The organism is Pseudomonas sp. 22082 (assembly GCF_052046055.1).
GTDB lineage: Bacteria > Pseudomonadota > Gammaproteobacteria > Pseudomonadales > Pseudomonadaceae > Aquipseudomonas > Aquipseudomonas pharyngis.
The window spans coordinates 1-20,857 of the sequence record NZ_JBQEQB010000003.1 but is presented as its reverse complement, the minus strand read 5'-3'; the positions used below and the strand labels follow the sequence as shown (position 1 = coordinate 20,857).

At 60.4% G+C, this 20,857-nt stretch carries 20 protein-coding genes; 13 read left to right on the top strand and 7 right to left on the bottom strand.

The features are described from left to right. Positions 1-6: 6 nt before the first annotated feature. Positions 7-831: an iron uptake system protein EfeO gene (gene efeO, locus ACTJK9_RS04430; protein WP_085610380.1), complete on the top strand. Its 825-nt coding sequence runs from the start codon at positions 7-9 to the stop codon at positions 829-831. Positions 832-980: 149 nt separating this feature from the next. Here efeO and pssA read toward each other — a convergent pair whose 3' ends face one another. Further along, positions 981-2,324, bottom strand: a complete 1,344-nt coding sequence (gene pssA / locus ACTJK9_RS04425) for a CDP-diacylglycerol--serine O-phosphatidyltransferase (protein WP_085610381.1) — start codon at positions 2,322-2,324, stop codon at positions 981-983. A gap of 216 nt (positions 2,325-2,540) precedes the next feature. Between pssA and ACTJK9_RS04420 the strand changes: the two genes are divergently transcribed. Together ACTJK9_RS04420 and ACTJK9_RS04415 are read left to right on the top strand one after the other, a co-directional pair. Further along, positions 2,541-3,107 carry a TetR/AcrR family transcriptional regulator gene (locus ACTJK9_RS04420; protein ID WP_074690500.1) on the top strand — a complete coding sequence of 189 codons (567 nt, stop codon included), beginning with the start codon at positions 2,541-2,543 and terminating at the stop codon, positions 3,105-3,107. A gap of 53 nt (positions 3,108-3,160) precedes the next feature. Further along, a complete protein-coding gene (locus tag ACTJK9_RS04415; RefSeq protein WP_007951263.1) occupies positions 3,161-3,640 on the top strand; it encodes a nuclear transport factor 2 family protein in 480 nt (159 codons plus the stop codon). A gap of 42 nt (positions 3,641-3,682) precedes the next feature. On the opposite strand, the gene sfnG is transcribed toward ACTJK9_RS04415, so the two are convergent. After that, positions 3,683-4,777 (bottom strand): dimethylsulfone monooxygenase SfnG, encoded by a 1,095-nt coding sequence (gene sfnG, locus ACTJK9_RS04410; RefSeq protein WP_085610382.1) that lies wholly within the window; start codon positions 4,775-4,777, stop codon positions 3,683-3,685. A 326-nt stretch (positions 4,778-5,103) separates the two neighbouring features. On the opposite strand from sfnG, the gene ACTJK9_RS04405 reads away from it, so the two are divergent. Next, a complete protein-coding gene (locus ACTJK9_RS04405) occupies positions 5,104-5,883 on the top strand; it encodes a TSUP family transporter (RefSeq protein WP_440812426.1) in 780 nt (259 codons plus the stop codon). On the opposite strand, the gene nudC is transcribed toward ACTJK9_RS04405, so the two are convergent. The 3 genes from nudC to ACTJK9_RS04390 all read right to left on the bottom strand — a co-directional run bounded on the left by nudC (position 5,851) and on the right by ACTJK9_RS04390 (position 8,356). After that, entirely contained in the window at positions 5,851-6,681 is an 831-nt protein-coding gene (gene nudC / locus ACTJK9_RS04400) for an NAD(+) diphosphatase (protein WP_064381471.1), read from the bottom strand. The genes ACTJK9_RS04405 and nudC overlap by 33 nt on opposite strands. A 6-nt stretch (positions 6,682-6,687) precedes the next feature. Beyond that, on the bottom strand, positions 6,688-7,500 hold the full coding sequence (locus ACTJK9_RS04395; RefSeq protein WP_085610383.1) for a crotonase/enoyl-CoA hydratase family protein: 813 nt from the start codon (positions 7,498-7,500) through the stop codon (positions 6,688-6,690). An 82-nt stretch (positions 7,501-7,582) separates the two neighbouring features. Further along, positions 7,583-8,356, bottom strand: coding sequence for a class I SAM-dependent methyltransferase (locus ACTJK9_RS04390; RefSeq protein WP_440812423.1), 774 nt, complete (start codon positions 8,354-8,356; stop codon positions 7,583-7,585). Between the two features lie 158 nt (positions 8,357-8,514). On the opposite strand from ACTJK9_RS04390, the gene ACTJK9_RS04385 reads away from it, so the two are divergent. The 6 genes from ACTJK9_RS04385 to ACTJK9_RS04360 all read left to right on the top strand — a co-directional run bounded on the left by ACTJK9_RS04385 (position 8,515) and on the right by ACTJK9_RS04360 (position 13,123). After that, the gene (locus ACTJK9_RS04385) at positions 8,515-9,048 is read left to right on the top strand and encodes a tetratricopeptide repeat protein (protein WP_085610385.1); all 534 of its coding nucleotides are present in this window, start codon (positions 8,515-8,517) and stop codon (positions 9,046-9,048) included. An 89-nt stretch (positions 9,049-9,137) separates the two neighbouring features. Further along, positions 9,138-9,596, top strand: a complete 459-nt coding sequence (locus tag ACTJK9_RS04380) for a sigma-70 family RNA polymerase sigma factor (RefSeq protein ID WP_256575331.1) — start codon at positions 9,138-9,140, stop codon at positions 9,594-9,596. Between the two features lie 2 nt (positions 9,597-9,598). Continuing rightward, entirely contained in the window at positions 9,599-10,357 is a 759-nt protein-coding gene (locus ACTJK9_RS04375; protein ID WP_440812820.1) for an anti-sigma factor family protein, read from the top strand. 50 nt (positions 10,358-10,407) lie between these two features. Next, positions 10,408-11,034, top strand: a complete 627-nt coding sequence (gene pncA / locus ACTJK9_RS04370; protein WP_085610387.1) for a bifunctional nicotinamidase/pyrazinamidase — start codon at positions 10,408-10,410, stop codon at positions 11,032-11,034. 378 nt (positions 11,035-11,412) lie between these two features. Beyond that, positions 11,413-12,792 carry a hypothetical protein gene (locus ACTJK9_RS04365; protein ID WP_440812420.1) on the top strand — a complete coding sequence of 460 codons (1,380 nt, stop codon included), beginning with the start codon at positions 11,413-11,415 and terminating at the stop codon, positions 12,790-12,792. A 67-nt stretch (positions 12,793-12,859) separates the two neighbouring features. Next, positions 12,860-13,123: a hypothetical protein gene (locus ACTJK9_RS04360; protein ID WP_178076439.1), complete on the top strand. Its 264-nt coding sequence runs from the start codon at positions 12,860-12,862 to the stop codon at positions 13,121-13,123. Here the strand turns inward: ACTJK9_RS04360 and ACTJK9_RS04355 are convergent. Together ACTJK9_RS04355 and ACTJK9_RS04350 are read right to left on the bottom strand one after the other, a co-directional pair. Continuing rightward, entirely contained in the window at positions 13,083-14,396 is a 1,314-nt protein-coding gene (locus ACTJK9_RS04355; protein WP_085610389.1) for an ATP-binding protein, read from the bottom strand. The two genes, ACTJK9_RS04360 and ACTJK9_RS04355, sit on opposite strands and share 41 nt — an antisense overlap. Positions 14,397-14,400: 4 nt before the next feature. Further along, positions 14,401-15,102, bottom strand: coding sequence for a response regulator transcription factor (locus tag ACTJK9_RS04350; RefSeq protein WP_039768681.1), 702 nt, complete (start codon positions 15,100-15,102; stop codon positions 14,401-14,403). 217 nt (positions 15,103-15,319) lie between these two features. On the opposite strand from ACTJK9_RS04350, the gene ACTJK9_RS04345 reads away from it, so the two are divergent. From ACTJK9_RS04345 to ACTJK9_RS04335, 3 genes are all read left to right on the top strand, one after another. Next, positions 15,320-16,477: an efflux RND transporter periplasmic adaptor subunit gene (locus ACTJK9_RS04345; protein ID WP_085610390.1), complete on the top strand. Its 1,158-nt coding sequence runs from the start codon at positions 15,320-15,322 to the stop codon at positions 16,475-16,477. Positions 16,478-16,492: 15 nt separating this feature from the next. Beyond that, the gene (locus ACTJK9_RS04340) at positions 16,493-19,591 is read left to right on the top strand and encodes a multidrug efflux RND transporter permease subunit (protein WP_440812415.1); all 3,099 of its coding nucleotides are present in this window, start codon (positions 16,493-16,495) and stop codon (positions 19,589-19,591) included. 292 nt (positions 19,592-19,883) lie between these two features. Next, positions 19,884-20,846 carry an IS110 family transposase gene (locus ACTJK9_RS04335; RefSeq protein WP_221397423.1) on the top strand — a complete coding sequence of 321 codons (963 nt, stop codon included), beginning with the start codon at positions 19,884-19,886 and terminating at the stop codon, positions 20,844-20,846. Positions 20,847-20,857 lie beyond the last annotated feature (11 nt).

Sequence of the window (20,857 nt, the reverse complement as noted above, 5' to 3'; positions counted from 1 at the left end):
GCCCCCATGAAAAAGACGCCACTCGCGTTATTGCTGACCCTTGGTTTGCTCAACACCCCGCTGTCGGCGTTGGCCGCGACCGCGCCTCTGGATCTGGTGGGGCCGGTGTCGGACTACAAGATCTACGTCACCGAACAATTGGATGAACTGGCCAGCCACACCCAGCAGTTCACCGACGCGGTGAAAAAAGGCGACCTGGCCACCGCGCAGAAGCTCTACGCACCGACCCGCGTTTATTACGAGTCGATCGAGCCGATCGCCGAGCTGTTCAGTGACCTCGACGCGTCCATCGACTCCCGCGTCGACGACCACGAGCAAGGCGTAAAAGCCGAAGACTTCACCGGTTTCCACCGCATCGAGTACTCGCTGTTCTCGGAAAAGAGCACCAAGGATCTCGACGCCCTGGCGGATGGCCTGAACAAGGACGTGAAGGACCTGCAAACCCGCGTCGCCGGCCTGACCTTCCCGCCGGAGAAAGTCGTCGGCGGCGCCGCTGCACTGCTCGAAGAAGTTGCCGCGACCAAGATCTCCGGTGAAGAAGACCGTTACAGCCACACCGACCTCTACGACTTCCAGGGCAATATCGACGGCGCGAAGAAAATCGTCGACCTGTTCCGTCCGCAGATCGAGAAACAGGACAAAGCCTTCGTCGCCAAAGTCGACAAGAACTTCGCCACCGTGGACAAGATCCTGGCCAAGTACAAGACCAGGGACGGTGGTTTCGAGACTTACGACAAGGTGAAGGACAACGACCGCAAGGCGCTGGTCGGCCCGGTCAATACCCTGGCGGAAGACCTTTCCACATTGCGTGGGAAATTGGGTTTGAACTGAGACGTGTAGCGCCTGTTCTACCCCTTTCGCGAGCAAGCCCGCTCCCACACTGGATCTTCGCTGAGCACAATTTTGTGTTCAACAAAGACCCTGTGTGGGAGCGGGCTTGCTCGCGAAGGCATTTTTAGCAGCGCCGAAAATTCCGGATCTTAGAGGATGCGATACAGCAGCCTCTCAACCCGCACCCGACTCACACGCTTGAGGAACTTGGCCACGCCCGCCGGGTAGTCCGGCAAGGCTTCCAGGTCCTGGAATCGCTCGATCCGCGTGGTGTGTTCGAAGATGTTTTCCAGCTCAAGACGGCGCGGCTCCAGCCACTCGCCTTTCGGGTCATCGATCAGCAAGGCGTTTTCCAGATCGAGACGGAACGCCCGCGGGTTCAGATTATTGCCGGTCAGCAACGTGTAGCGCTGGTCGATCCACATGCCCTTGAGGTGATAGCTGTTGTCGCCTTCACGCCACAGGTGCAGATTCAACTGGCCGCTGTCGATGTTGCGCTGATGCCGCTTGGCGAAGCGGCGCAGGCTGATCTCGTACAGATACGGCAGCGCGGCGATCACCTTGAACGGCTCGCTCGGCGGGATGTAGAAGTCGTTGGCAGTCTTGTCGCCGACCACGATGTCGATCTTCACGCCGCGCGCCAGTGCGCGGTTGATCTCGCGGATCACCCCCAGCGGCAGATTGAAGTACGGCGTGCAGATGGTCAGTTGCTTCTGGGCGCTGGCGATCAGCTCGAGAATCACCCGGTTCAGCGGATTGTTCTTGCCCACACCCAGCAACGGGCTGACCGACAGGCCAGTGTGCGCCGTGCTGCCGGCACTGGTGTCGTACGCCGCGTATTTGAGGCGGCTGCGCAGGTCGCCGATGTCGTTGCGCAGGCTGCGGGTGGTCGGCAGGTTCGGCAGGTCGAGGCGATGCACCGCTTTCGATTCGATCAGGCCGTGCTTGACCAGATGGTGCATCGAGTCCGCCAGTTCGCGGCTTTGCAACACGTGATAACGGTCGAAACGGTACTTGTCGAATTTGTGCAGGTAGACGTTGTTCAGGCTCGCACCGCTGTAGACCACGCAATCGTCGATCACGAAGCCTTTGAGGTGCAGCACGCCGAACAGCTCGCGGGTCTGCACCGGCACGCCGTAGACCGGCACCACGCTCTGGTGGGTGCGGGTCATTTCCTGATACCACGCCGAGTTGCCCGGCTGTTTGCCGGCGCCGATCAAGCCGCGCTGGGCCCGCAGCCAGTCGACGACCACCGCGATTTCAAGCTCGGGACGCTTGAGTTTGGCGGCGTGCAAGGCATCGAGGATTTCCTGGCCGGCTTCATCGTTTTGCAGATAAAGCGCGACGAGGTAGATGCGCTGGGTCGCCTGGGCGATTTTCTCCAGCAGGCAACGACGGAAATCGGCGGCGCCGGGCAGGATCGTCACGGCCTCGGCGGTCAGCGGAAAGCTGCGCAGTTTGGGCAGCAGAGAGCGTTTGAAAAGCAACGGCATAGGGCTCGCAATGGGTCGAATCCGAAGAACCCGAGAGCTTACACCATCAACTCCTTCGGGTCTTGTGAGTGTCTGTAATGACTTCATCACCAGCCGCCAGGTTCCCTCGGCTGAAATGCATTTTTCTGTGGGAGCCAGCCTGCTGGCGATCGCTATCTTCCAGATAAAAGAAATATCCGCTTGACCAAGGAGAACGATCGTTCTACTGTTCACCACATGAACGAAATCACACGCAACGACACGACCCGAGACATCATTCTGGATGTCACCGAAAAGTTGATCTACAAAAGTGGCATCGCCGCCACCGGCATGGATCTTCTGGTGAAAACCGCCGGCGTTTCCAGAAAGAGTATCTACCGCTACTTCGCCAACAAGGAGGAGCTGACCGTCGCCGCCCTGCAACGCCGCGACGTGCGCTGGATGCACTGGTACAGAAGCGCCGTCGATCAGGCCGAGACCCCGGCCGACCGCCTGCTCAACCTGTTCACCGTGCTCAAGGGCTGGTTCGCCTCGGAAGGCTTCCGGGGCTGTGCCTTCATCAATACCAGTGGCGAGACCGGCGATCCCGAGGATCCGGTTCGCCAGGTCGCCAAAGACCACAAACAGAAACTGCTCGACTACCTGTGCGAGCTGTGTACCGAACATGGGGCCGAGGACCCGCAACTGCTGGCCAAACAGTTGCTGATCCTGATTGACGGCGCCATTACCGTAGCGCTTGTGATGGGTGATCACAGTGCCGCCGATAATGCGCAATGCATGGCGCGAAAGTTATTGGACCTGTAACGCCTTAATAAGCCTGACAAGTTGTTTAACTGTTAACAGATCGGGAGACAAACATGTCTACTGCAGCCGAAGTTCGTCCGCCATTGCCACCGTTCAACCGTGAATCAGCCATTGAAAAAGTTCGTCTGGCCGAGGATGGCTGGAACTCCCGCGACCCGGAGCGCGTGTCGCTGGCCTACACCCTGGACACCAAATGGCGCAACCGCGCCGAATTCGCTAACAACCGCGAAGAAGCCAAGGGTTTCCTGACCCGCAAATGGGCCAAGGAACTGGATTACCGCCTGATCAAGGAGCTCTGGGCCTACTCCGACACCCGCATCGCCGTGCGCTACGCCTACGAGTGGCACGACGACTCGGGCAACTGGTTCCGTTCCTACGGCAACGAGAACTGGGAATTTGACGAGCACGGCCTGATGTTCCAGCGCTACGCCTGCATCAACGATATGCCGATCAAGGAAAGCGAACGCAAGTTCCACTGGCCGCTGGGTCGCCGCCCGGATGATCATCCGGGGTTGTCCGAGTTGGGTCTGTAATTAAATAGCCGATCCCTCCTGCATAGTGTGCAGGAGGGATTTTCAAGCAACTTCAGCGGTCTGGATCGATTGCGCTTTGGCTTCCAGTTCCCGCACCAAAGGCAACACCCGCTGGCCGAAATACTCCACCTCTTCCTGAAAGTGCAGGAATCCCGCCAATACCAGGTCCACCCCCACCGCTTTCAACGCCACGATCCGTTCGGCAATCTGCTGTGGCGTACCGATCAGGTTGGTCTTGAAACCGTCGTTGTACTGCACCAGATCTTCAAAGGTCGATTTGGCCCAGTTACCCTCACCTTCCGGCGACGCCCTGCCCGCCTGTTTCGCCGCATCGCCGAAGGCATTCACCGCTTCCGGGTCCGCCTGATCGATGATCTGCGCCAGCACTGCTTTGGCTTCTTCCTCGGTATCCCGGGCGATCACAAACGCATTCACCCCGACTTTCACCGAATGCTGGTTCGCCGCCGCTTTGGCGCGAATATCGTCGACCTGCGCCTTGATGCCCTCGACGCTGTTGCCATTGGTGAAATACCAGTCCGACACCCGTGCCGCCATGTCCCGCGCGGCACGAGAACTGCCGCCCTGAAAGATTTCCGGCCGGCCCAGCGGTTTCGGCTTGAGGCTGTAGTTGTCGAAGCGATAGAAATCGCCACGGAAGGTGAAATTGTCCTGACTCCAGATCCCTCGCAGCGAACGGATGAACTCCTCCGAGCGACGGTAGCGCTCATCATGCTCCAGCCAATGCTCGCCAATCGCCTGGAACTCGCCCTTGAACCAGCCGCTGACGATGTTCACCGCGATCCGGCCATTGGTGAGTTGATCGATGGTCGCCAACTGTTTGGCCGCCAGCGCCGGTTGCCACGGCCCGGGCAGAATGGCGGCGATGACTTTGAGTTTGCTGGTGGCCGCGAGCAGCGCATGGCTGAAGGCAACCGATTCATGCTGGAACTCAGCGCCGTAGCCCGCAGTGAAGCGGATTTGCGTCAGGGCGTATTCGAAACCCGCCGCCTCGGCCAGTTGCGCCAGCTTGCGGTTGTAGTCGATGCCCCAATCGGTGCGTTGCTCGATCTTGCTGACCACCAGCCCACCGCTGACGTTCGGTACCCAGTAGGCAAATTTCACGGCTTGCTGACTCATTGGCGTGTCCTCGGGACAGTTGATGAAGGTGAGTAAGCCAGAGCAGCAAGCGTGCCAGCCCCTGAAGACCGGTTTTATTGGGGCTTCCGGCAATCGGCATGCACTGAGAGAGGTTGATTTGTTGTTAGCGTGTTGGGTGGGCAACAGTTGGGATTTGAAGTGGCTGGACCCAAGCTATCGCGAGCAGGCTCGCTCCCACAGTGGGAATGNGTGGGAGCGAGCCTGCTCGCGATAGGGCCATATGGGTCGCCGCAACACCTGGAAATGAGTAACATGACTGCCCTCCCCGCAGCCCTGCTCTGCGCCCTGCCGAATAAGCCGATTCCATGCCTTTCGAACTCAGCGTTGACCTCACCACCCTGGCCGTTCTGGCCCTTGTCGCTTTCATTGCCGGATTCATCGACGCCATCGCCGGTGGTGGCGGACTGTTGACCACGCCTGCGCTGCTCACCGCCGGCCTGCCTCCGCACCTGGTGCTGGGCACCAACAAGTTGAGTTCGACCTTCGGTTCGGCCACTGCCAGTTTCACCTTCTATCGGCGCAAGCTGTTTCATCCCCGGCAGTGGATGCATGCCATCGTCGGCACCCTGGTTGGCGCGCTGACCGGCGCCATCGTCGCCCACTATCTGCCGGCGGAATGGCTGAACAAAATGCTGCCGGTGATCGTCTTCGCCTGCGGCCTGTACCTGTTGTTTGGCGGCACGCCGAAAGCGCCGCTGGACAGCGACGCACCGATCAAGAAAAAGTGGCAATCGCCCCAGGGCTTCAGCCTCGGTTTCTACGACGGCGTGGCCGGCCCCGGCACTGGCGCGTTCTGGACCGTCAGCAGCCTGCTGCTGTACCCGATCGATCTGGTCAAGGCCAGCGGCGTGGCGCGCAGCATGAACTTCGTCAGCAACATTGCCGCGCTGTCGGTGTTCGTGTTTTCCGGGCAGGTGGACTGGATCATCGGCCTGAGCATGGGCCTGTCGGTGATGGTCGGCGCATTCTTCGGGGCGCGCACCGCGATCAGCGGCGGCGCCAAGTTCATTCGTCCGGTGTTCATCACCGTGGTGTTGGGGTTGACCGTGCGCCTAGCCTGGCAGCACTGGTTCAGCGTGGCCTAAGCGCCGCGCCACGTAGACGTCGATCAGGTAACGGGCAATCGATTTGGACGCCGGCAACGGCGGCAGGTCGTGCACGTTGAACCACTGGGCGTCTTCGATCTCGTCTTCCTGGCAGACAATCTCGCCACCGGCGTATTCAGCATGGAAGCCGAGCATCATCGAGTGCGGGAACGGCCAGCACTGGCTGCCCATGTACTGAATGTTCTTCACCTCGATCTGCACTTCCTCGCGCACTTCGCGAATCAGGCAATCCTCGGCCGATTCCCCCGGTTCGGCAAACCCGGCCAGCGTACTGTAGACCCCGGTGACGAAACGCGGTGAGCGCGCCAGCAGCACTTCATCGCCCCGGGTCACCAGCACGATCATGCTCGGGGAAATCCGCGGATAACTGCGCAAGTCGCAGGGCTGGCAATACATCGCCCGCTCCCGTGGCACCTGGGTCATGGCCTGACCGCAATTGCCGCAGAACCGGTGCTCACGGGCCCAGGTCCCGATTTGCGCCGCGTAACCCAGCACTTTGTAGATCGTGTGATCGCCGTCGAGCATGAACGCCCGCAGGCCTTTCCAGTTGCACCCCGGCACCTCGCTGGTGCTGTGCAGTTCCAGCAGATACACCGGTTCGCCATCGAGATGACCGATACCGTGCTCGGCCAGGATCGATAAGTCCTGGCGCTTGAGCCATTCCCGGGGGAACAGCGCGCCGTTGTCATCGAACAGGAAACCCTCGGGGCTGCGCGCCACGGCCCAGCCGCCGGGTTGATCGGTGTCCAATACTGCAGTGGTCCAGCGAGATGTCATGGTTTCTCAATCCAGAAATTCGGGTTTCTGTTTGCTCATATGGGCGGCCATGGCCACGCGCAAGTCGGTGGATTGCAACATGGCGGCGTTCCAGGTGGCAACGTACTCGAGACCGTCGTCGATGCGATGGTCGCGCATGTAGCTGATCATTTCCTTGGTGCCGGTGATCGCGATCGGCGACTTGCCGGCGATGTCCCGGGCAATCTCCATCACGCCTTCGATCAGGCTGTCCTTGTCGCTGTAGACGCGATTGACCAGACCGATGCTGCGCGCTTCTTCGGCGCCAAAGGTGCGACCGGTGTAAGCCAGCTCACGCAGCATGCCGTCACCGATGATCCGTGGCAACCGTTGCAGAGTGCCGACGTCCGCCGCCATGCCGATGTCGATTTCCTTGATCGAGAATTGCGCGTCTTCGGCGGCGTAGCGCATGTCGCAGGCGGCGATCAGGTCGATGGCGCCGCCCAGGCAATAACCCTGGATCGCCGCGAGTACCGGCTTGCGGCAATTGTCGACCGCATTGAACGAGGCTTGCAGGGTCAGGATTTTTTTACGCAGCAGACGTGCATTGCGGCCGACATCCTTGCCCAGCTCATTGGCCACGCCGGCCAGCATCATCAGGTCGATGCCCGAGGAAAAGTGCTTGCCGGCACCACTGAGCACCACCACCCGCACTTCGTCGGTGTCGTCGATCCACTGGAACACCTCGACGATTTCACTCCAGAACGCGGCGTTCATCGAGTTGATCTTTTCCGGACGATTGATCTGCACATGAGCGATGTTGTCGGCCAGTTCGACGCTGAAGGCGGTGTATTGAGTCATGGCAGAAATCCTTTACCGGGCTGAAAATGAGGCCCGAACTATAACAAGGCATCAGCACGGCGGTTCGGCCAAATGCGGGACTCTAGCCGTTCTTCACCGCGACGAAGGCGGCGGTCTCGTAAGGCACCGTCACTATCTCCCTGCCCCGCAGCTGCGGCTCGCCGGCAATCAGTTCAGCAATTTGCTCGTCGATCTTCGCGCGCTGCTGATCGCTCAGCGCGGCAATGAAACTGGTGGAGCGCACTCGGTTGAAAATCACATCTTCCGGCGCGCCGGTATGCCCGTGCTGGAAATGCTGCGCCTGCAACGGCCCGAACGCCGGATGGGGAAAGGCTTTGCGCCATTCGCCGGTGTAGAAGCGTGGCGTGTCGCCTTCCAGCGCGTTGACGATGGCATCCAGTCTGGGCACCCAGTCGATCCGGGTGTCGCGCAGGTTCCAGATCAGGCCCAGCTTGCCACCCGGCTTGAGGACCCGGGCGATTTCATCCAGGGCTTCGGTACGGGCAAACCAGTGAAAGGCTTGCGCGCACACCACGGCATCCACCGAGGCGTCGGGCAGCGGCAAATCCGTTGCTGTGCCGCTGACGGCCAGCACTTGCGGCCAGGCCACCGACAGTTTTTCCAGCATCTGCGCCACCGGCTCTACGGCAATCACCTGGGCGCCGGTCGCCACCAGCCGTCCGGTGAACTTGCCGGTGCCGGCGCCGAGGTCGATAACAGTCTTGTGGGCATCGAGGCCCAGAGTGCCGGTCAGCCATTCGCTGACGGCCGGCGGGTAGTCGGGCCGGCCTTTGACGTAGGTGTCGGCGGCGGTTTTGTAACCGCTGGCGGCCGAGTGGTGAACCTGATCTTTCATGGCCAAACTCCCATGGTAGAACTGCAGATCGACGACGAACGCTGACCAGCATAGCGCCGGAAAAACGGCGTTCCTTTAACAAAGCCTGACAAACCAATGAATAAATGTTCACCCTGCGGTGTTCAAAGTGAAACATGACCCCTTGTGGAGCCTTGCCCATGACTATCCGTTCCGTTATGTTCGCCGCCCCGTTGCTGGTAGCCGCCGTTTTCGCGAGCCCCCTCGCCTTCGCCAATGGCGATGAAGAGGCACCGGTACAGAAACCCAACTGCCCCAAAGGCCAGGTGTTCGACACCAAAACGCAGAAGTGCGTGATGCAGACCAGCCATCTGGTGCCCGACGCCGACCGGACCGATTACGCCTACCGCCTGGCCAAGGCCGGCCGTTACGAAGAAGCCCTGGCCCTGCTCGATACGCTGGAACAACCGAACACCGCCAAGGCTCTCAACTATCGCGGTTACGCGACGCGCAAACTGGGGCGCACCGACGAAGGCATCGGTTATTACCTGCAATCGGTGAAGCTTGATCCGCAGTACGCGCAGGTCCGCGAATACCTGGGCGAGGCTTACGTCATCAAGGGCCGCGTCGATCTGGCGCAGGAACAGTTGCAGCACATCCAGACGATCTGCGGCACGACCTGCGAGGAATACCGGGACCTGGCCCAAGCCATCAACGATTCATCGAAAACCTGACACGACACGCGGAGGCGAACATTTTCAGCGATCAGGCCTTCAGAGCCGAACTCGGGCAACACCTGGCGCGCCTGTGGCGTTACGGCTTGCTGCTGTCGCGCAATCGGCACGTGGCCGAGGATCTGGTGCAAGCCACCTGCGCGCGCGCGCTCGAGCGTTCGAGCCAGTACGTGGCCGGCACGCGCATGGATCGCTGGCTGCTGAGCATTCTGCATTCGATCTGGCTCAACGAAGTGCGCGCCCGCCGGGTGCGCCAGGGCCAGGGTGTGGCGGATGCCGAAAGTCAGCTGACCTTCGATGGCGAATACGCCGCGCAGACTCATGTGATGGCCGCGCAGGTGATCCGCCGCGTCGATGCGCTGCCGGAAACCCAGCGCGAGACCGTCTATCTCGCCTACGTCGAAGGCCTGTCCTACCGCGAAGTCGCCGAGATCCTGCAAGTGCCGATCGGCACAGTCATGAGCCGCCTGGCCACCGCGCGCCTGAAGCTGGCCGAATACCCGCCGCTGCAAGCGGTACCGAACACCCCCGCAGGAGACCGGCAATGAAAATGAATACGCCTTCCGACGAGCAACTGGTGGCGTATCTGGACGATGAACTGGATCGCGAACAGCGCAGCCAGCTCGACGCCCTCATCGCCGACGACCCGCTGCTGAGTTTGCGGGTGCAATGGCTGAGCCGCAGCAACCTGCCGTTCAAGGCCGCCTACGACGAACTGGCGCAACAGGCGCCGCTTGACCGTTTGCAGGCCCGGCTCGATGCCGCGCCGTCACCGCAGAAGCCCGGTCTCAGCCGGCGCTGGTTCATCGGCGCAGCGGCAGCGGGCGTGGCGCTCGCGGCCGTTGCGGCGGACCGTTTGCTTCTGGCCTGGCAGACACAGCAATCGCACAACTGGCGCAAGCTGGTGGGCGATTACATGGCGCTGTATGTGCCGCAGACCCTCGAACATCTGCCCACTGATGAAGCCTCGCAACTGGCGCAGCTGCGAACCGTCGATGCGCGACTGGGCGTGAACCTGTCGCCGGCGAAACTGAGACTGCCCGGCGCGCAGTTCAAACGCGCGCAGCTGCTTGAATACGACGGCGTGCCCATCGCCCAGATGACCTGGCTCGACGCCGCCCACGGCCCGCTGGCGCTGTGCATCACCCGTACCAACAGCGGCAGCCAGCCACTGGCACATGAACGCCGGCACGGGATGAACGTGGTGTACTGGACCGAACGCGAACATGCCTGGATGCTGATCGGCCATCACCCGGCTTCCGAGCTGGAAGACATGGCGAAAATGTTTAAGAACCGGCTGAACGTTTAAAGAATTTTGTCACTATGCTGCCCGGGTGATTTTCCAAGAAGGACGTATTTATGCCGATTTCGCCACGCTCAGCCCTGCTGGTCATCGACGTGCAGAACGACTTCATTCCCGGCGGCCAGTTGGCCGTGCCGGAAGGTGATGTGATTGTTCCGCTGATCAACCGGCTCGCCGGGCAGTTCACGCAAGTGGTCATTGCCCAGGACTGGCACCCGGCCGGACATGCTTCGTTTGCGTCCAGCCATCCTGGCCGCCAGCCGTATGACGTGATTCAACTGCCATATGGCGAGCAGACTCTGTGGCCGGACCATTGCATTCAGGGCTCACGCGGTGCCGAGTTTCATTCGGGACTTGATCTGCCCCATGCGCAATTGATCATCCGCAAGGGCTGCAACCCGGACATCGACAGCTATTCGGCGTTTCTGGAAGCGGATCGCGTCACGACCACGGGTCTGGCCGGTTATCTGAAGGAACGCGGGATCGACACGGTGTACATGGTCGGCCTGGCGCTGGATTTCTGCGTGATGTTCTCCGCGCTGGATGCACGGGCGGCGGGGTTCAATGCGTTTGTGGTGCTGGATGCGTGCCGGGCGATTGATTTGAATGGATCACTGGCGGCGGCGATCGAGCGGATGCAGGTGGCCGGGGTCGGGCTGATCCAGTCGACTGAACTGCTCTGATGACGCCCGTTCCCGCCCAGCGCACTGATCGTTCCCACGCTCTGGACTGACCCCGGTCGCGGGGGATGAGGCTCTGTAACTGTTGCGCGAGGAAATTCGGTGGCGAAGCATTTCGCCCAGTTGCTGTACGTCGTCCATCTGATTGCCCTCGTAGAGTAGCGATACCGCGGAGGTCGATCATGGCCGGTTCAGCGTCGGGGCGTACGACAAACCCAGGACGTGTCAACCGGTCTGCAACGGGAAGATTACGACGAACGGCTGATTTTTTCGGGGTTTACCTGTCAGATCTGACAGTAGCCAGGCGCGGATGGGCGGTGTTTGATGACGGTACCCGCTGCAGCTCACGCAGCCACTATCTCGAATACCGGGGTGCAGAATATGAACAGTCCGTTTGTGGTTTATCCCGCCAAAGTTGTCGGGGGAGTTCAGAACCCCATTTACTACCCCGACCCCAACGTGAAACCACACTACGGCGTACCGCTTGCACTCTTCTCCGCGCCCGGCGATTTGCTGCGCCTTGAGATTATTCCCTGGGACAATCAGGCGGTGAACGATAGTGGATGGTTGATCATCAACAAGGGCGCTCCCCTATTCATGAAAACCATCCAAACGGGGGAAGACGGCAGGACTTTCTTCCATGACGTGCCTAAAGCCTTTTTCAATGATGGCATCAACACGCTGGTGGTGCGGGTCACTAACCAAGTCCAGCCCGGAGGAACGGATTCAACTGAACTGTTGACGCTCGTCCACATACCACGCCCGGGAGGAGAAGTGCCAGGTTCCGGGAACAATCCGAATCTGACTCTTTCAGTATCCCACTTGAGCGTAGGTCCAACAGAGGCTGCAAACGGCGTCGATGTCACACTGCGCTACGCCTACATGCGAGAAGGCGACGACATCAACCTTGACCTGGACGGTCGGCCCTATCCGCATAAAGTGACCGCAGCACAGGCGCTACTTGGCCAAGTGGTCATAAAGCTCTTCGCCAAGGATTTCTGGCAGGACAATAAACAGTTCGCCATTCGTTTCCGGGCGACTGACAGTCTCGGCAACACATCGGGCCCGCTGGCGATCTGGTCGGCAACCACCAACATCGATGTGCAGGTGAAACAGCCTGCCCTCGATCTTCTCCCCCCCAAAGTGCTGGAAGCGAAGGAAGCGAACGGTACGCTATTGAATTTCGAGAAGGATTTTTATCAGAACACCCACGCCACCGTAGAAGTGCAATACACGGGTTCCAACGCAGGACAGAAAGTCAGAGTCTATTGCATCGGACGCGCGGAAACTTACGGCAGCGAGACTCAGACAGTTTCTTCAGCCGGGCAAAAATTGACGTTTTCAATCCCGCGTCGAGTGATAATCGACGCCATCGCCAACAAGATCCAATTCTCTTACACCGTCATTTTGCCGAACACAGTACCCGAGATTCCCTCCAAAGACCTCGACGTCAACATCACCCGACAGAAGCACCTCTGTGGCGTACCCACGATCAACGCTGCCAGAGAGAACCTCAGGCTTTACGCCCCAAATCCCCTCGAAGCGCAATACACGGCACGTATTTCATTAACCATCGATGGTCAGACACGTCTCGACAGCCAAGAGATCCCTTACGTCCAGGGTTCCTACATGGACTTCAGGGTTCCGCAAGGCTGGGTGAGCAGCAACCCAGGCAAAACCGGCTATTTCAACTATTCCATCAGGCGTACGGGTAGCACGGACCCCATCATTTTTTCGCCGTATTTGAAGGTCTTCCTCTAGGAAGACTCATCTTCAGCAACAACGCCAATCACTCACCGGCCCGTTTACACGGGCCGGTGATCCGGTCATGTACAAGATAATCAACTTACTACTGTTGGCTCTGCTGGTCGGTTGCGCAAAAGTGGCGACTCCGCCGGCCGATACGATCAATGTCAACGGCGCGCAAGTACTCAGCGGCCCGGCCATCGCGGCGCAATTCAACACCCTTTACAGTCGCACTTTTCTCAACTGCAACAAGTCCGACTCGCAGCCAGCATTCATGTGTTCGAGGGTAACGCTACGAGTCACGGTCAAGGACCCGGCCACGCCGGGGTTGGCAGCCATAGCCTGAACCGCGCCCCACCCAACGGCGAACCCTCCACCGTCAACGTCCCGCCCTGGGCCTCCAGCGCCCGACGGCTGATGGCCAGTCCCAGACCAAACCCGCCGGTCGCCCGGTCACGGCTGCGATCCAGTCGATAGAACGGCTCGAAAATCCGCTCCCGCTCGTCTTCCGGAATGCCGATCCCGTCATCATCCACCCAGATCTCACAGCCCTTCGGACAAACCTGCACGCCAATCTGAATGCGTTTTTCGCAGTAGCGCATGGCGTTGCGCAGCAAGTTTTGAATCGCACGGGCCGTCAGGCGTGGGTCGAGGGTGAAACGTTCCAGCTGATTGTGCAGCAGCACATCGATGACGATTTCCGGAGATTCCAGCTCTTCGTCGACGCTGCCCAGAATGCTGTCGATGAACTCGTCCAGCGACACTTCGACCTGCTCCGGCAACTTCGCCGGATTCTGCAGGCGACTGTAGGACAGCAACTCCAGCACCAGCTCATCCAGTTCGCGGATGTGCGCGACCAGCCCTTGCAGGCGTTCGCGGCTGGCTTGCGGCAAGTCATCGGACAGCGCCAGCGCCAGGCCGAAGTCCAGGCGGGTCAGCGGCGTGCGCAATTCGTGGGACACGGCGTTGAGCAGGTCCCGCTGCTGGTTGAGCAGGTTTTCGATGTCGCCGGCCATGGTGTCGAACACGTTGGCCAGGCTGCCGATGTTGGAGCTTGGGCCAATTTGCGTGCGCTCGCTCAAATGGCCCTTGCCGAAACGTTCGGCGGTTCCCTTGAGGCGTTCCAGGTCGCGCCAGTGCGGACGAAACCAGAGCAACAGGCACGCCAGCAGACTCGCGCCGATCAGCACGTTGATGCTCCAGTACAACAGGTTCACGTCCATCGGATCCGGCGGCACCACCATCTGCACCGCCATTTCGTCGTTAAGTGGCGTGACCGCCAGCGTGCGCCAGCCCCAGTCGCCCACCCGCACCATGTTCTCGCCACGCCGCAGACGCTCTTGCTCGATGGCGGTGAAGCCGGGGTCATCGATACGGGCGAGCACGATGTGCAGCGGCTGGAAATCCTTGTCCATCGACGCCGCCAGTGCCGGCCACTGATCCTGCGGCACCGCGCGAAACTGCTTGGTGATCAACGATTGCAGGCCACGGGAATAGTCGAGGTTGTAGGTGACGAATCGCTGCTTGAACGCCATCACCACCAGATCCGGCACCAGATAGATCGCCGCGCTGTAGGAAACGATCGTTACCAGATAGAGGCGAAACAGGATTCTGAACATCGAATCAGCATTCCCACTCGGAACGGCTGAACAGATAACCCTTGCCCCACACAGTCTTGATCTTCCGCGCCTCGCCGGCGTGGTCGTCGAACTTGCGTCGCAGTTTGGAAATCGCTACGTCTACCGAGCGGTCGGTGCCGTTGAATTCGATGCCGCGCAGACGTTGCAGAATCTGGTCGCGGCTCAGCACTTCACCGGCGTGACGGGCCAGCACCACCAGCAGGTTGTATTCGCCGCTGGACAGCTCGACCGGTTGTTCACGCCAGGTCACCGTGCGCTCCGATAAATCGATGCACAGATTGCCCATCAGGATGCGGTCGTTGGCGGTCATCGGCTCGCCGAGGCTGCTGCGCCGCAGCAATGTGCGCACCCGAGCCAGCAGGACGCGCGGCTCGCAGGGTTTGGTGACGTAATCGTCGGCGCCCATTTCCAGGCCCAGTACCTGATCGTGGCTGTCGTCGCGGGCGGTGAGCATCAGGATCGGCAGCGTTGCCGAGTCGGCGCGCAGCAGGCGACAGACCTGCAAACCGTCGAGGCCCGGCAGCATCAGGTCGAGAATCACCAGGTCCGGAGGACTCAGCCGCGCCCGTTCGCGCACATGGTCGCCACGGCCGATCACGCTGACGGAATAACCGTTGCGCTCCAGATAGCTGGAAATCAGTTCGGCGAGGGCGGTGTCGTCTTCGACCAGAAGAATGTTGGGCATTGATGATCCAGAAAGTGCTGTGGCGACTGGCAGAGCTTCTTCGACTTGCCCGCGAAGGCGGCTTATCTGTCGCAATAAATATCAAGGCGTAAAGGATATACGCCCTCACCCGTCCCTGAGCAAAACCCTTACACAATTTCACACAGCACCTACAAAGCTTCACCGCTACCCTCGCTGACTGTCCGTAGGATGCGCAGATCAATATTGGGGGTTGTACATGTCGAAGAATCTGCTGGCCGGTCTCGGCCTGATCGCATTGGCGCTGACGCTGAGTGCCTGTGATAAATCCTCGAACGCCGAGGAACAGGCGCCGCCGGCCACCGTGCGGATCGAAACCCTTGAGGCGCACCCCCTGTCGATCAGCAGCGAACTGAGCGGGCGGATTGCCGCGCCGCGCATTGCCGAAGTCCGCGCCCGGGTCGCCGGCGTGGTACTGCAACGTACCTACCGCGAAGGCAGCGACGTGAAAAAGGGCGACGTGCTGTTCCGCATTGATCCGGCGCCGTTCAAGGCCGACCTCGATAGCGCCGAAGCCGCGCTGCGCAAGGCCGAGGCCAACGCGTTCCAGGCAAAACTGCAGGAGCAGCGCTACGCCCAGTTGATCGAAGACAAGGCCATCAGCGCTCAGGACTATGACAACGCCCGCGCCAACGCCCGGCAGACCGCCGCCGACGTGGCCGCCAACAAGGCTGCCGTCGAGCGGGCGAAGCTGAATCTGGGCTACGCCACCGTCACCGCGCCGATTTCCGGGCGCGTCGGTCGTGCTCTGGTGACCGAAGGCGCGCTGGTCGGCCAGAACGAAACCACGCCCATGGCGCTGATCCAGCAACTGAACCCGATCCACGCCGACCTCACCCAGTCGACCCGCGAATTGAATGAACTGCGCCGGGCATTTCGTTCCGGCCAGTTGCAGCAGGTCGGTCAGGATCAGGTCAAGGCCACGCTGATTCAGGACGACGGCAGCCTCTATCCGTTGCCGGGCAAGTTGCTGTTCAGCGACATCACGGTCGATCCGGGCACCGGGCAGATCATCCTGCGCAGCGAGTTCCCCAACCCGGATCTCGATCTGTTGCCCGGCAGCTACGTTCGCGTGCGCCTGGAACAAGGCGTGATCCAGCACGGTCTCACCGTGCCGCAACGCGCGGTGCAGCGAGACAGCGCCGGTGTGGCGCAAGTCCTGACTGTCGACGATCAGATGCGTGTTGCCCAGCAGCCGGTGCAGCTTGGCGCTGTGCAGAACGACCGCTGGATCGTCACCGGTGGCCTGAAGGCCGGCGACCGCATTGTCATCGAAGGCCTGCAACACGCCCGTCCGGGCGAAGTGGTGCAGATCGACGACACCCCTCTTCCACTTGCCCAGACCTCTGGTCAGTAAGCAGGACGCTCTTCTATGCCGCAGTTCTTTATCGACCGCCCGGTGTTCGCCTGGGTCGTCGCGTTGTTCATCCTGTTGGCCGGTGCGCTGGCCATCCCGCAATTGCCGGTGGCGCAATACCCCGACGTCGCGCCGCCGCAGATCGAAATCTACGCCGTGTACCCGGGCGCCTCGGCGCAGACCGTCGATGAAAGCGTGGTCAGCCTGATCGAGGAAGAGCTCAACGGCGCTGATCACCTGCTGTATTTCGAATCCCAGAGCAGCCTCGGCAGCGCCACGATCAAGGCGACGTTCCAGCCGGGCACCAACCCGGAGCTGGCGCAGGTTGATGTGCAGAATCGCCTGAAGGTAGTCGAGTCACGCCTGCCGCAAGCGGTCAATCAGCAAGGTTTGCAGGTGGAGAAAGTCTCCGCCGGCTTCCTGTTGCTGATCACTTTGACCTCCAGCGACGGCAAGCTCGACGACGTGGCGCTCAGCGATTACCTGGCGCGCAACGTGATGAACGAGATCAAGCGCATCGACGGTGTCGGCAAGGCCCAGTTGTACGGCGCCGAGCGGGCGATGCGGATCTGGGTCGATCCGCAGAAGCTGATCGGTTTCAACCTGACACCCGCTGACGTCAACGCCGCCATCGTCGCGCAGAACGCCCAGGTGTCAGCCGGCAGCATCGGCGATCTGCCGAACCCGAGCACTCAGGAAATCACCGCGACGATTCTGGTCAAGGGTCAGCTTTCGACGCCGGAAGAGTTCGCCGACATCGTGCTCAAGGCCAACCCGGACGGCTCCACCGTGCGCATCAAGGATGTGGCGCGGGTCGAAATCGGCAGCCAGGAATACCAGTTCGGCACCCGTCTTAACGGCAAGCCGTCCACCGCCGTCGGTGTGCAACTGTCGCCGGGCGCCAACGCCCTCAGCACCGCGACCTTGATCCGGGCGAAGATGGATGAACTGTCGCGCTACTTCCCGGCGGGCGTGGAATACAAGATTCCTTACGACACGTCGCCATTCGTGAAGGTCTCGATCACCAAAGTGGTCTACACCCTCGGCGAAGCGATGCTGCTGGTGTTTGCGGTGATGTTCCTGTTCCTGCAGAACATCCGCTACACCCTGATCCCGACGCTGGTGGTGCCGGTGGCGCTGATGGGCACCTTCGCGACCATGCTCGCGCTGGGGTTCTCGATCAATGTGCTGACCATGTTCGGCATGGTGCTGGCCATCGGCATTCTGGTGGACGACGCCATCGTGGTGGTGGAGAACGTCGAACGGATCATGGCCACCGAAGGCCTGTCGCCCAAAGAAGCAACGCGCAAGGCGATGAGCCAGATCACCGGGGCGATCATCGGCATTACGCTGGTGCTGGTGGCGGTGTTCATTCCGATGGCCTTCATGCAGGGTTCGGTGGGTGTCATCTACCGCCAGTTCTCGCTGTCGATGGCCACCTCGATCCTGTTCTCGGCGTTCCTCGCCCTGACCTTGACCCCGGCGCTGTGCGCCACCTTGCTCAAGCCGATCGCCAAGGGTGAACATCACGAGAAAACCGGGTTCTTCGGCTGGTTCAACCGCCGCTTCGAGCAACTGACTGATCGTTATCAGGGCTGGGTGGGTTACGCGCTGAAACGCACCGGTCGTTACCTGCTGATCTACGTTGTGTTGCTGATCGGTCTGGGCCTGTGCTTCGCGCGCCTGCCCTCCTCGTTCCTGCCGGTCGAGGATCAGGGTTACACCATCACCGACATTCAACTGCCACCCGGTGCGAGCAAGAACCGCACGGTGCAGGTGGTCGAGCAGATCGAAGCGCACAACGCCGGCGAACCGGGTGTGGGCGACAGCACCGTGATTCTCGGTTTCAGTTTTTCCGGTAGCGGGCAGAACGCCGCGCTGGCGTTCACCACGCTCAAGGACTGGTCGCATCGCGGCAGCGACGACTCGGCAAGCTCGATTGCCGACCGCGCCAACATCGCCCTGAGCCAGATCAAGGACGCCGTGGCGTTCGCCGTGCTGCCGCCGCCGGTGGATGGTTTGGGTACGTCCAGCGGCTTCGAGTTCCGCCTGCAGGATCGCGGCGGCCTCGGTCATGCGACCTTGATGGAGGCTCGCACCCAGTTGCTCGCGGCCGCCGAGAAAAGCCCGATCCTGATGAACGTGCGTGAAAGTGCGCTGGCCGAAGCGCCGCAAGTGCAGCTGGAAGTGGATCGCAAGCAGGCCAATGCACTTGGGATTTCCTTCGCCGACGTCGGCAACGTGCTGTCCACCGCCATCGGCTCCTCGTACGTCAATGACTTCCCCAATCAGGGGCGGATGCAACGGGTTGTTGTCCAGGCTGAAGGTGATCGTCGCAGTCAGGTCGATGACTTGCTGAAAATGCACGTGCGCAATGACGCCGGGAAAATGGTGCCGCTGTCGGCATTCGTGCGAGCCACATGGACTCAAGGCCCGGCGCAACTGACCCGTTACAACGGCTACCCGGCAATCTCGATTTCCGGCGAGCCGAAACCCGGCCACAGCACCGGCGAAGCCATGGCGGAAATCGAACGGCTGGTGGCCCAGGGGCCGACAGGTCTGGGTCAGGAATGGACCGGTCTGTCGCTGCAGGAACGTTTGTCCGGCAGCCAGGCGCCGATCCTGCTCGGGCTGTCGCTGCTGATCGTGTTCCTGTGTCTGGCGGCGTTGTACGAGAGCTGGTCGATTCCGACTTCCGTGCTGCTCGTTGTACCGCTCGGCGTGCTCGGTGCGGTGCTGGCCGTGACTCTGCGCGGAATGCCCAACGACGTCTTCTTCAAGGTCGGCCTGATCACCATCATCGGCCTGTCGGCGAAGAACGCGATCCTGATCATCGAGTTTGCCAAGAGCCTGTATGACGAAGGTCACGATCTGATCGACGCTACGCTGCAAGCCGCGCGCCTGCGGTTGCGGCCGATTGTCATGACTTCGCTGGCGTTCATTCTGGGCGTGGTGCCGCTGGCGATTGCCACGGGCGCAAGTTCGGCGAGTCAGCAGGCGATTGGAACCGGGGTGATTGGCGGGATGATTACGGCGACGCTGGCGGTGATTTTTGTGCCGGTGTTCTTTGTTGTCGTCATAAAGCTCGTACAACGATTCACCAAACCCCACTGATCTCAAATGTGGGAGCGAGCTTGCTCGCGAAAGCGTCGACACATTCAAAGTGGATGTTGGCTGACCGGACGCATTCGCGAGCAAGCTCGCTTGTATGTTTAGACTTGAAGGGGTGGGCGGGACTAAAAGCTCGATTCCGACTCTAGCCAGTACGGACCGTGGGAGACTTCTCGTCCCGCCCTTTCTACCTAAAGCGCCGATAAGGAATTCATCGGTAAAACCGACGATAGAGGCAAGCCAGCGCTACGGTAGACCCCGACAAGCTCTTAAACCCTAGCTCCGAGGATTCGTCATGACAATCCTTACCTCGCCAACGGTGATTGGTGTCGATGTGGCCAAGGCCGAAATCGTCGTTTATCGCGAAGATCTGAAAATCATCCAGGCCATCAACAACGACCGCACATCTGTAGGTCATTGGCTGAAGACCCTGCCCGCCCAAAGCTCAATCGCCCTGGAAGCCACTAATCTCTACCACCTGGACACGGCCGAACTGGCCCATGGTATGGGGCATCGGGTTTACATCGTGGACCCTTACCGGGTGAGCCATTACCGCGAAAGCATCGGTCAGCGTGCAAAAACCGACCCTTGTGATGCACGTCTTCTGGCGCGTTATCTAACCAGTGAACAGCATCGGCTGCGGGTCTGGAACCCACCACCGCGGCACTACACAGTGTTGAAAAGTCTGCTTAACAAGCGTGCACAGCTGATGAAGGTCCGAGTCAGTATCAAGCTGAGCTGGTCAACCGAACCTCTTCTTGAAGATCTTTTGGCCGATGGGTTGAAGCATTTCAAACAGCTGGATCAGGCCATTCAGGAGTTGCTTCGTAAAGTCAGCCAAGAAGCCGGAATTAGTGAAAACATCAGACGCTGCAAAGCGATTGAAGGAGTTGGTGAACTCACGGCAACGGGCCTGGCAACTACATACATGCGAGGTGAGTTCGCCAGCGCCGATGCGTTCATCGCCTTTCTGGGAATGGACTTGAAGGCAAAAGACTCAGGTAAGAAACACAGTCCTCGCCACTTGAGCAAAAAAGGTGACGGGGAATTACGGCGTCTTGCACACAATGCAGCTATGGCAGCTTGTCGGTCCCCTGTCTGGAAACCGTTCTATGAGTCCTATCTGGCAAGAGGTCTAGCCAGAACCCAAGCCTTGGTCATCCTCGCCCGCAAGCTTTGCCGGGTGGCATTCGCCCTCATGAAAAACCAGAGCGAATACCAACCGAATTTAAGGTTGCAGGGTTCCCCTGCAACATAGAATCTCCCACA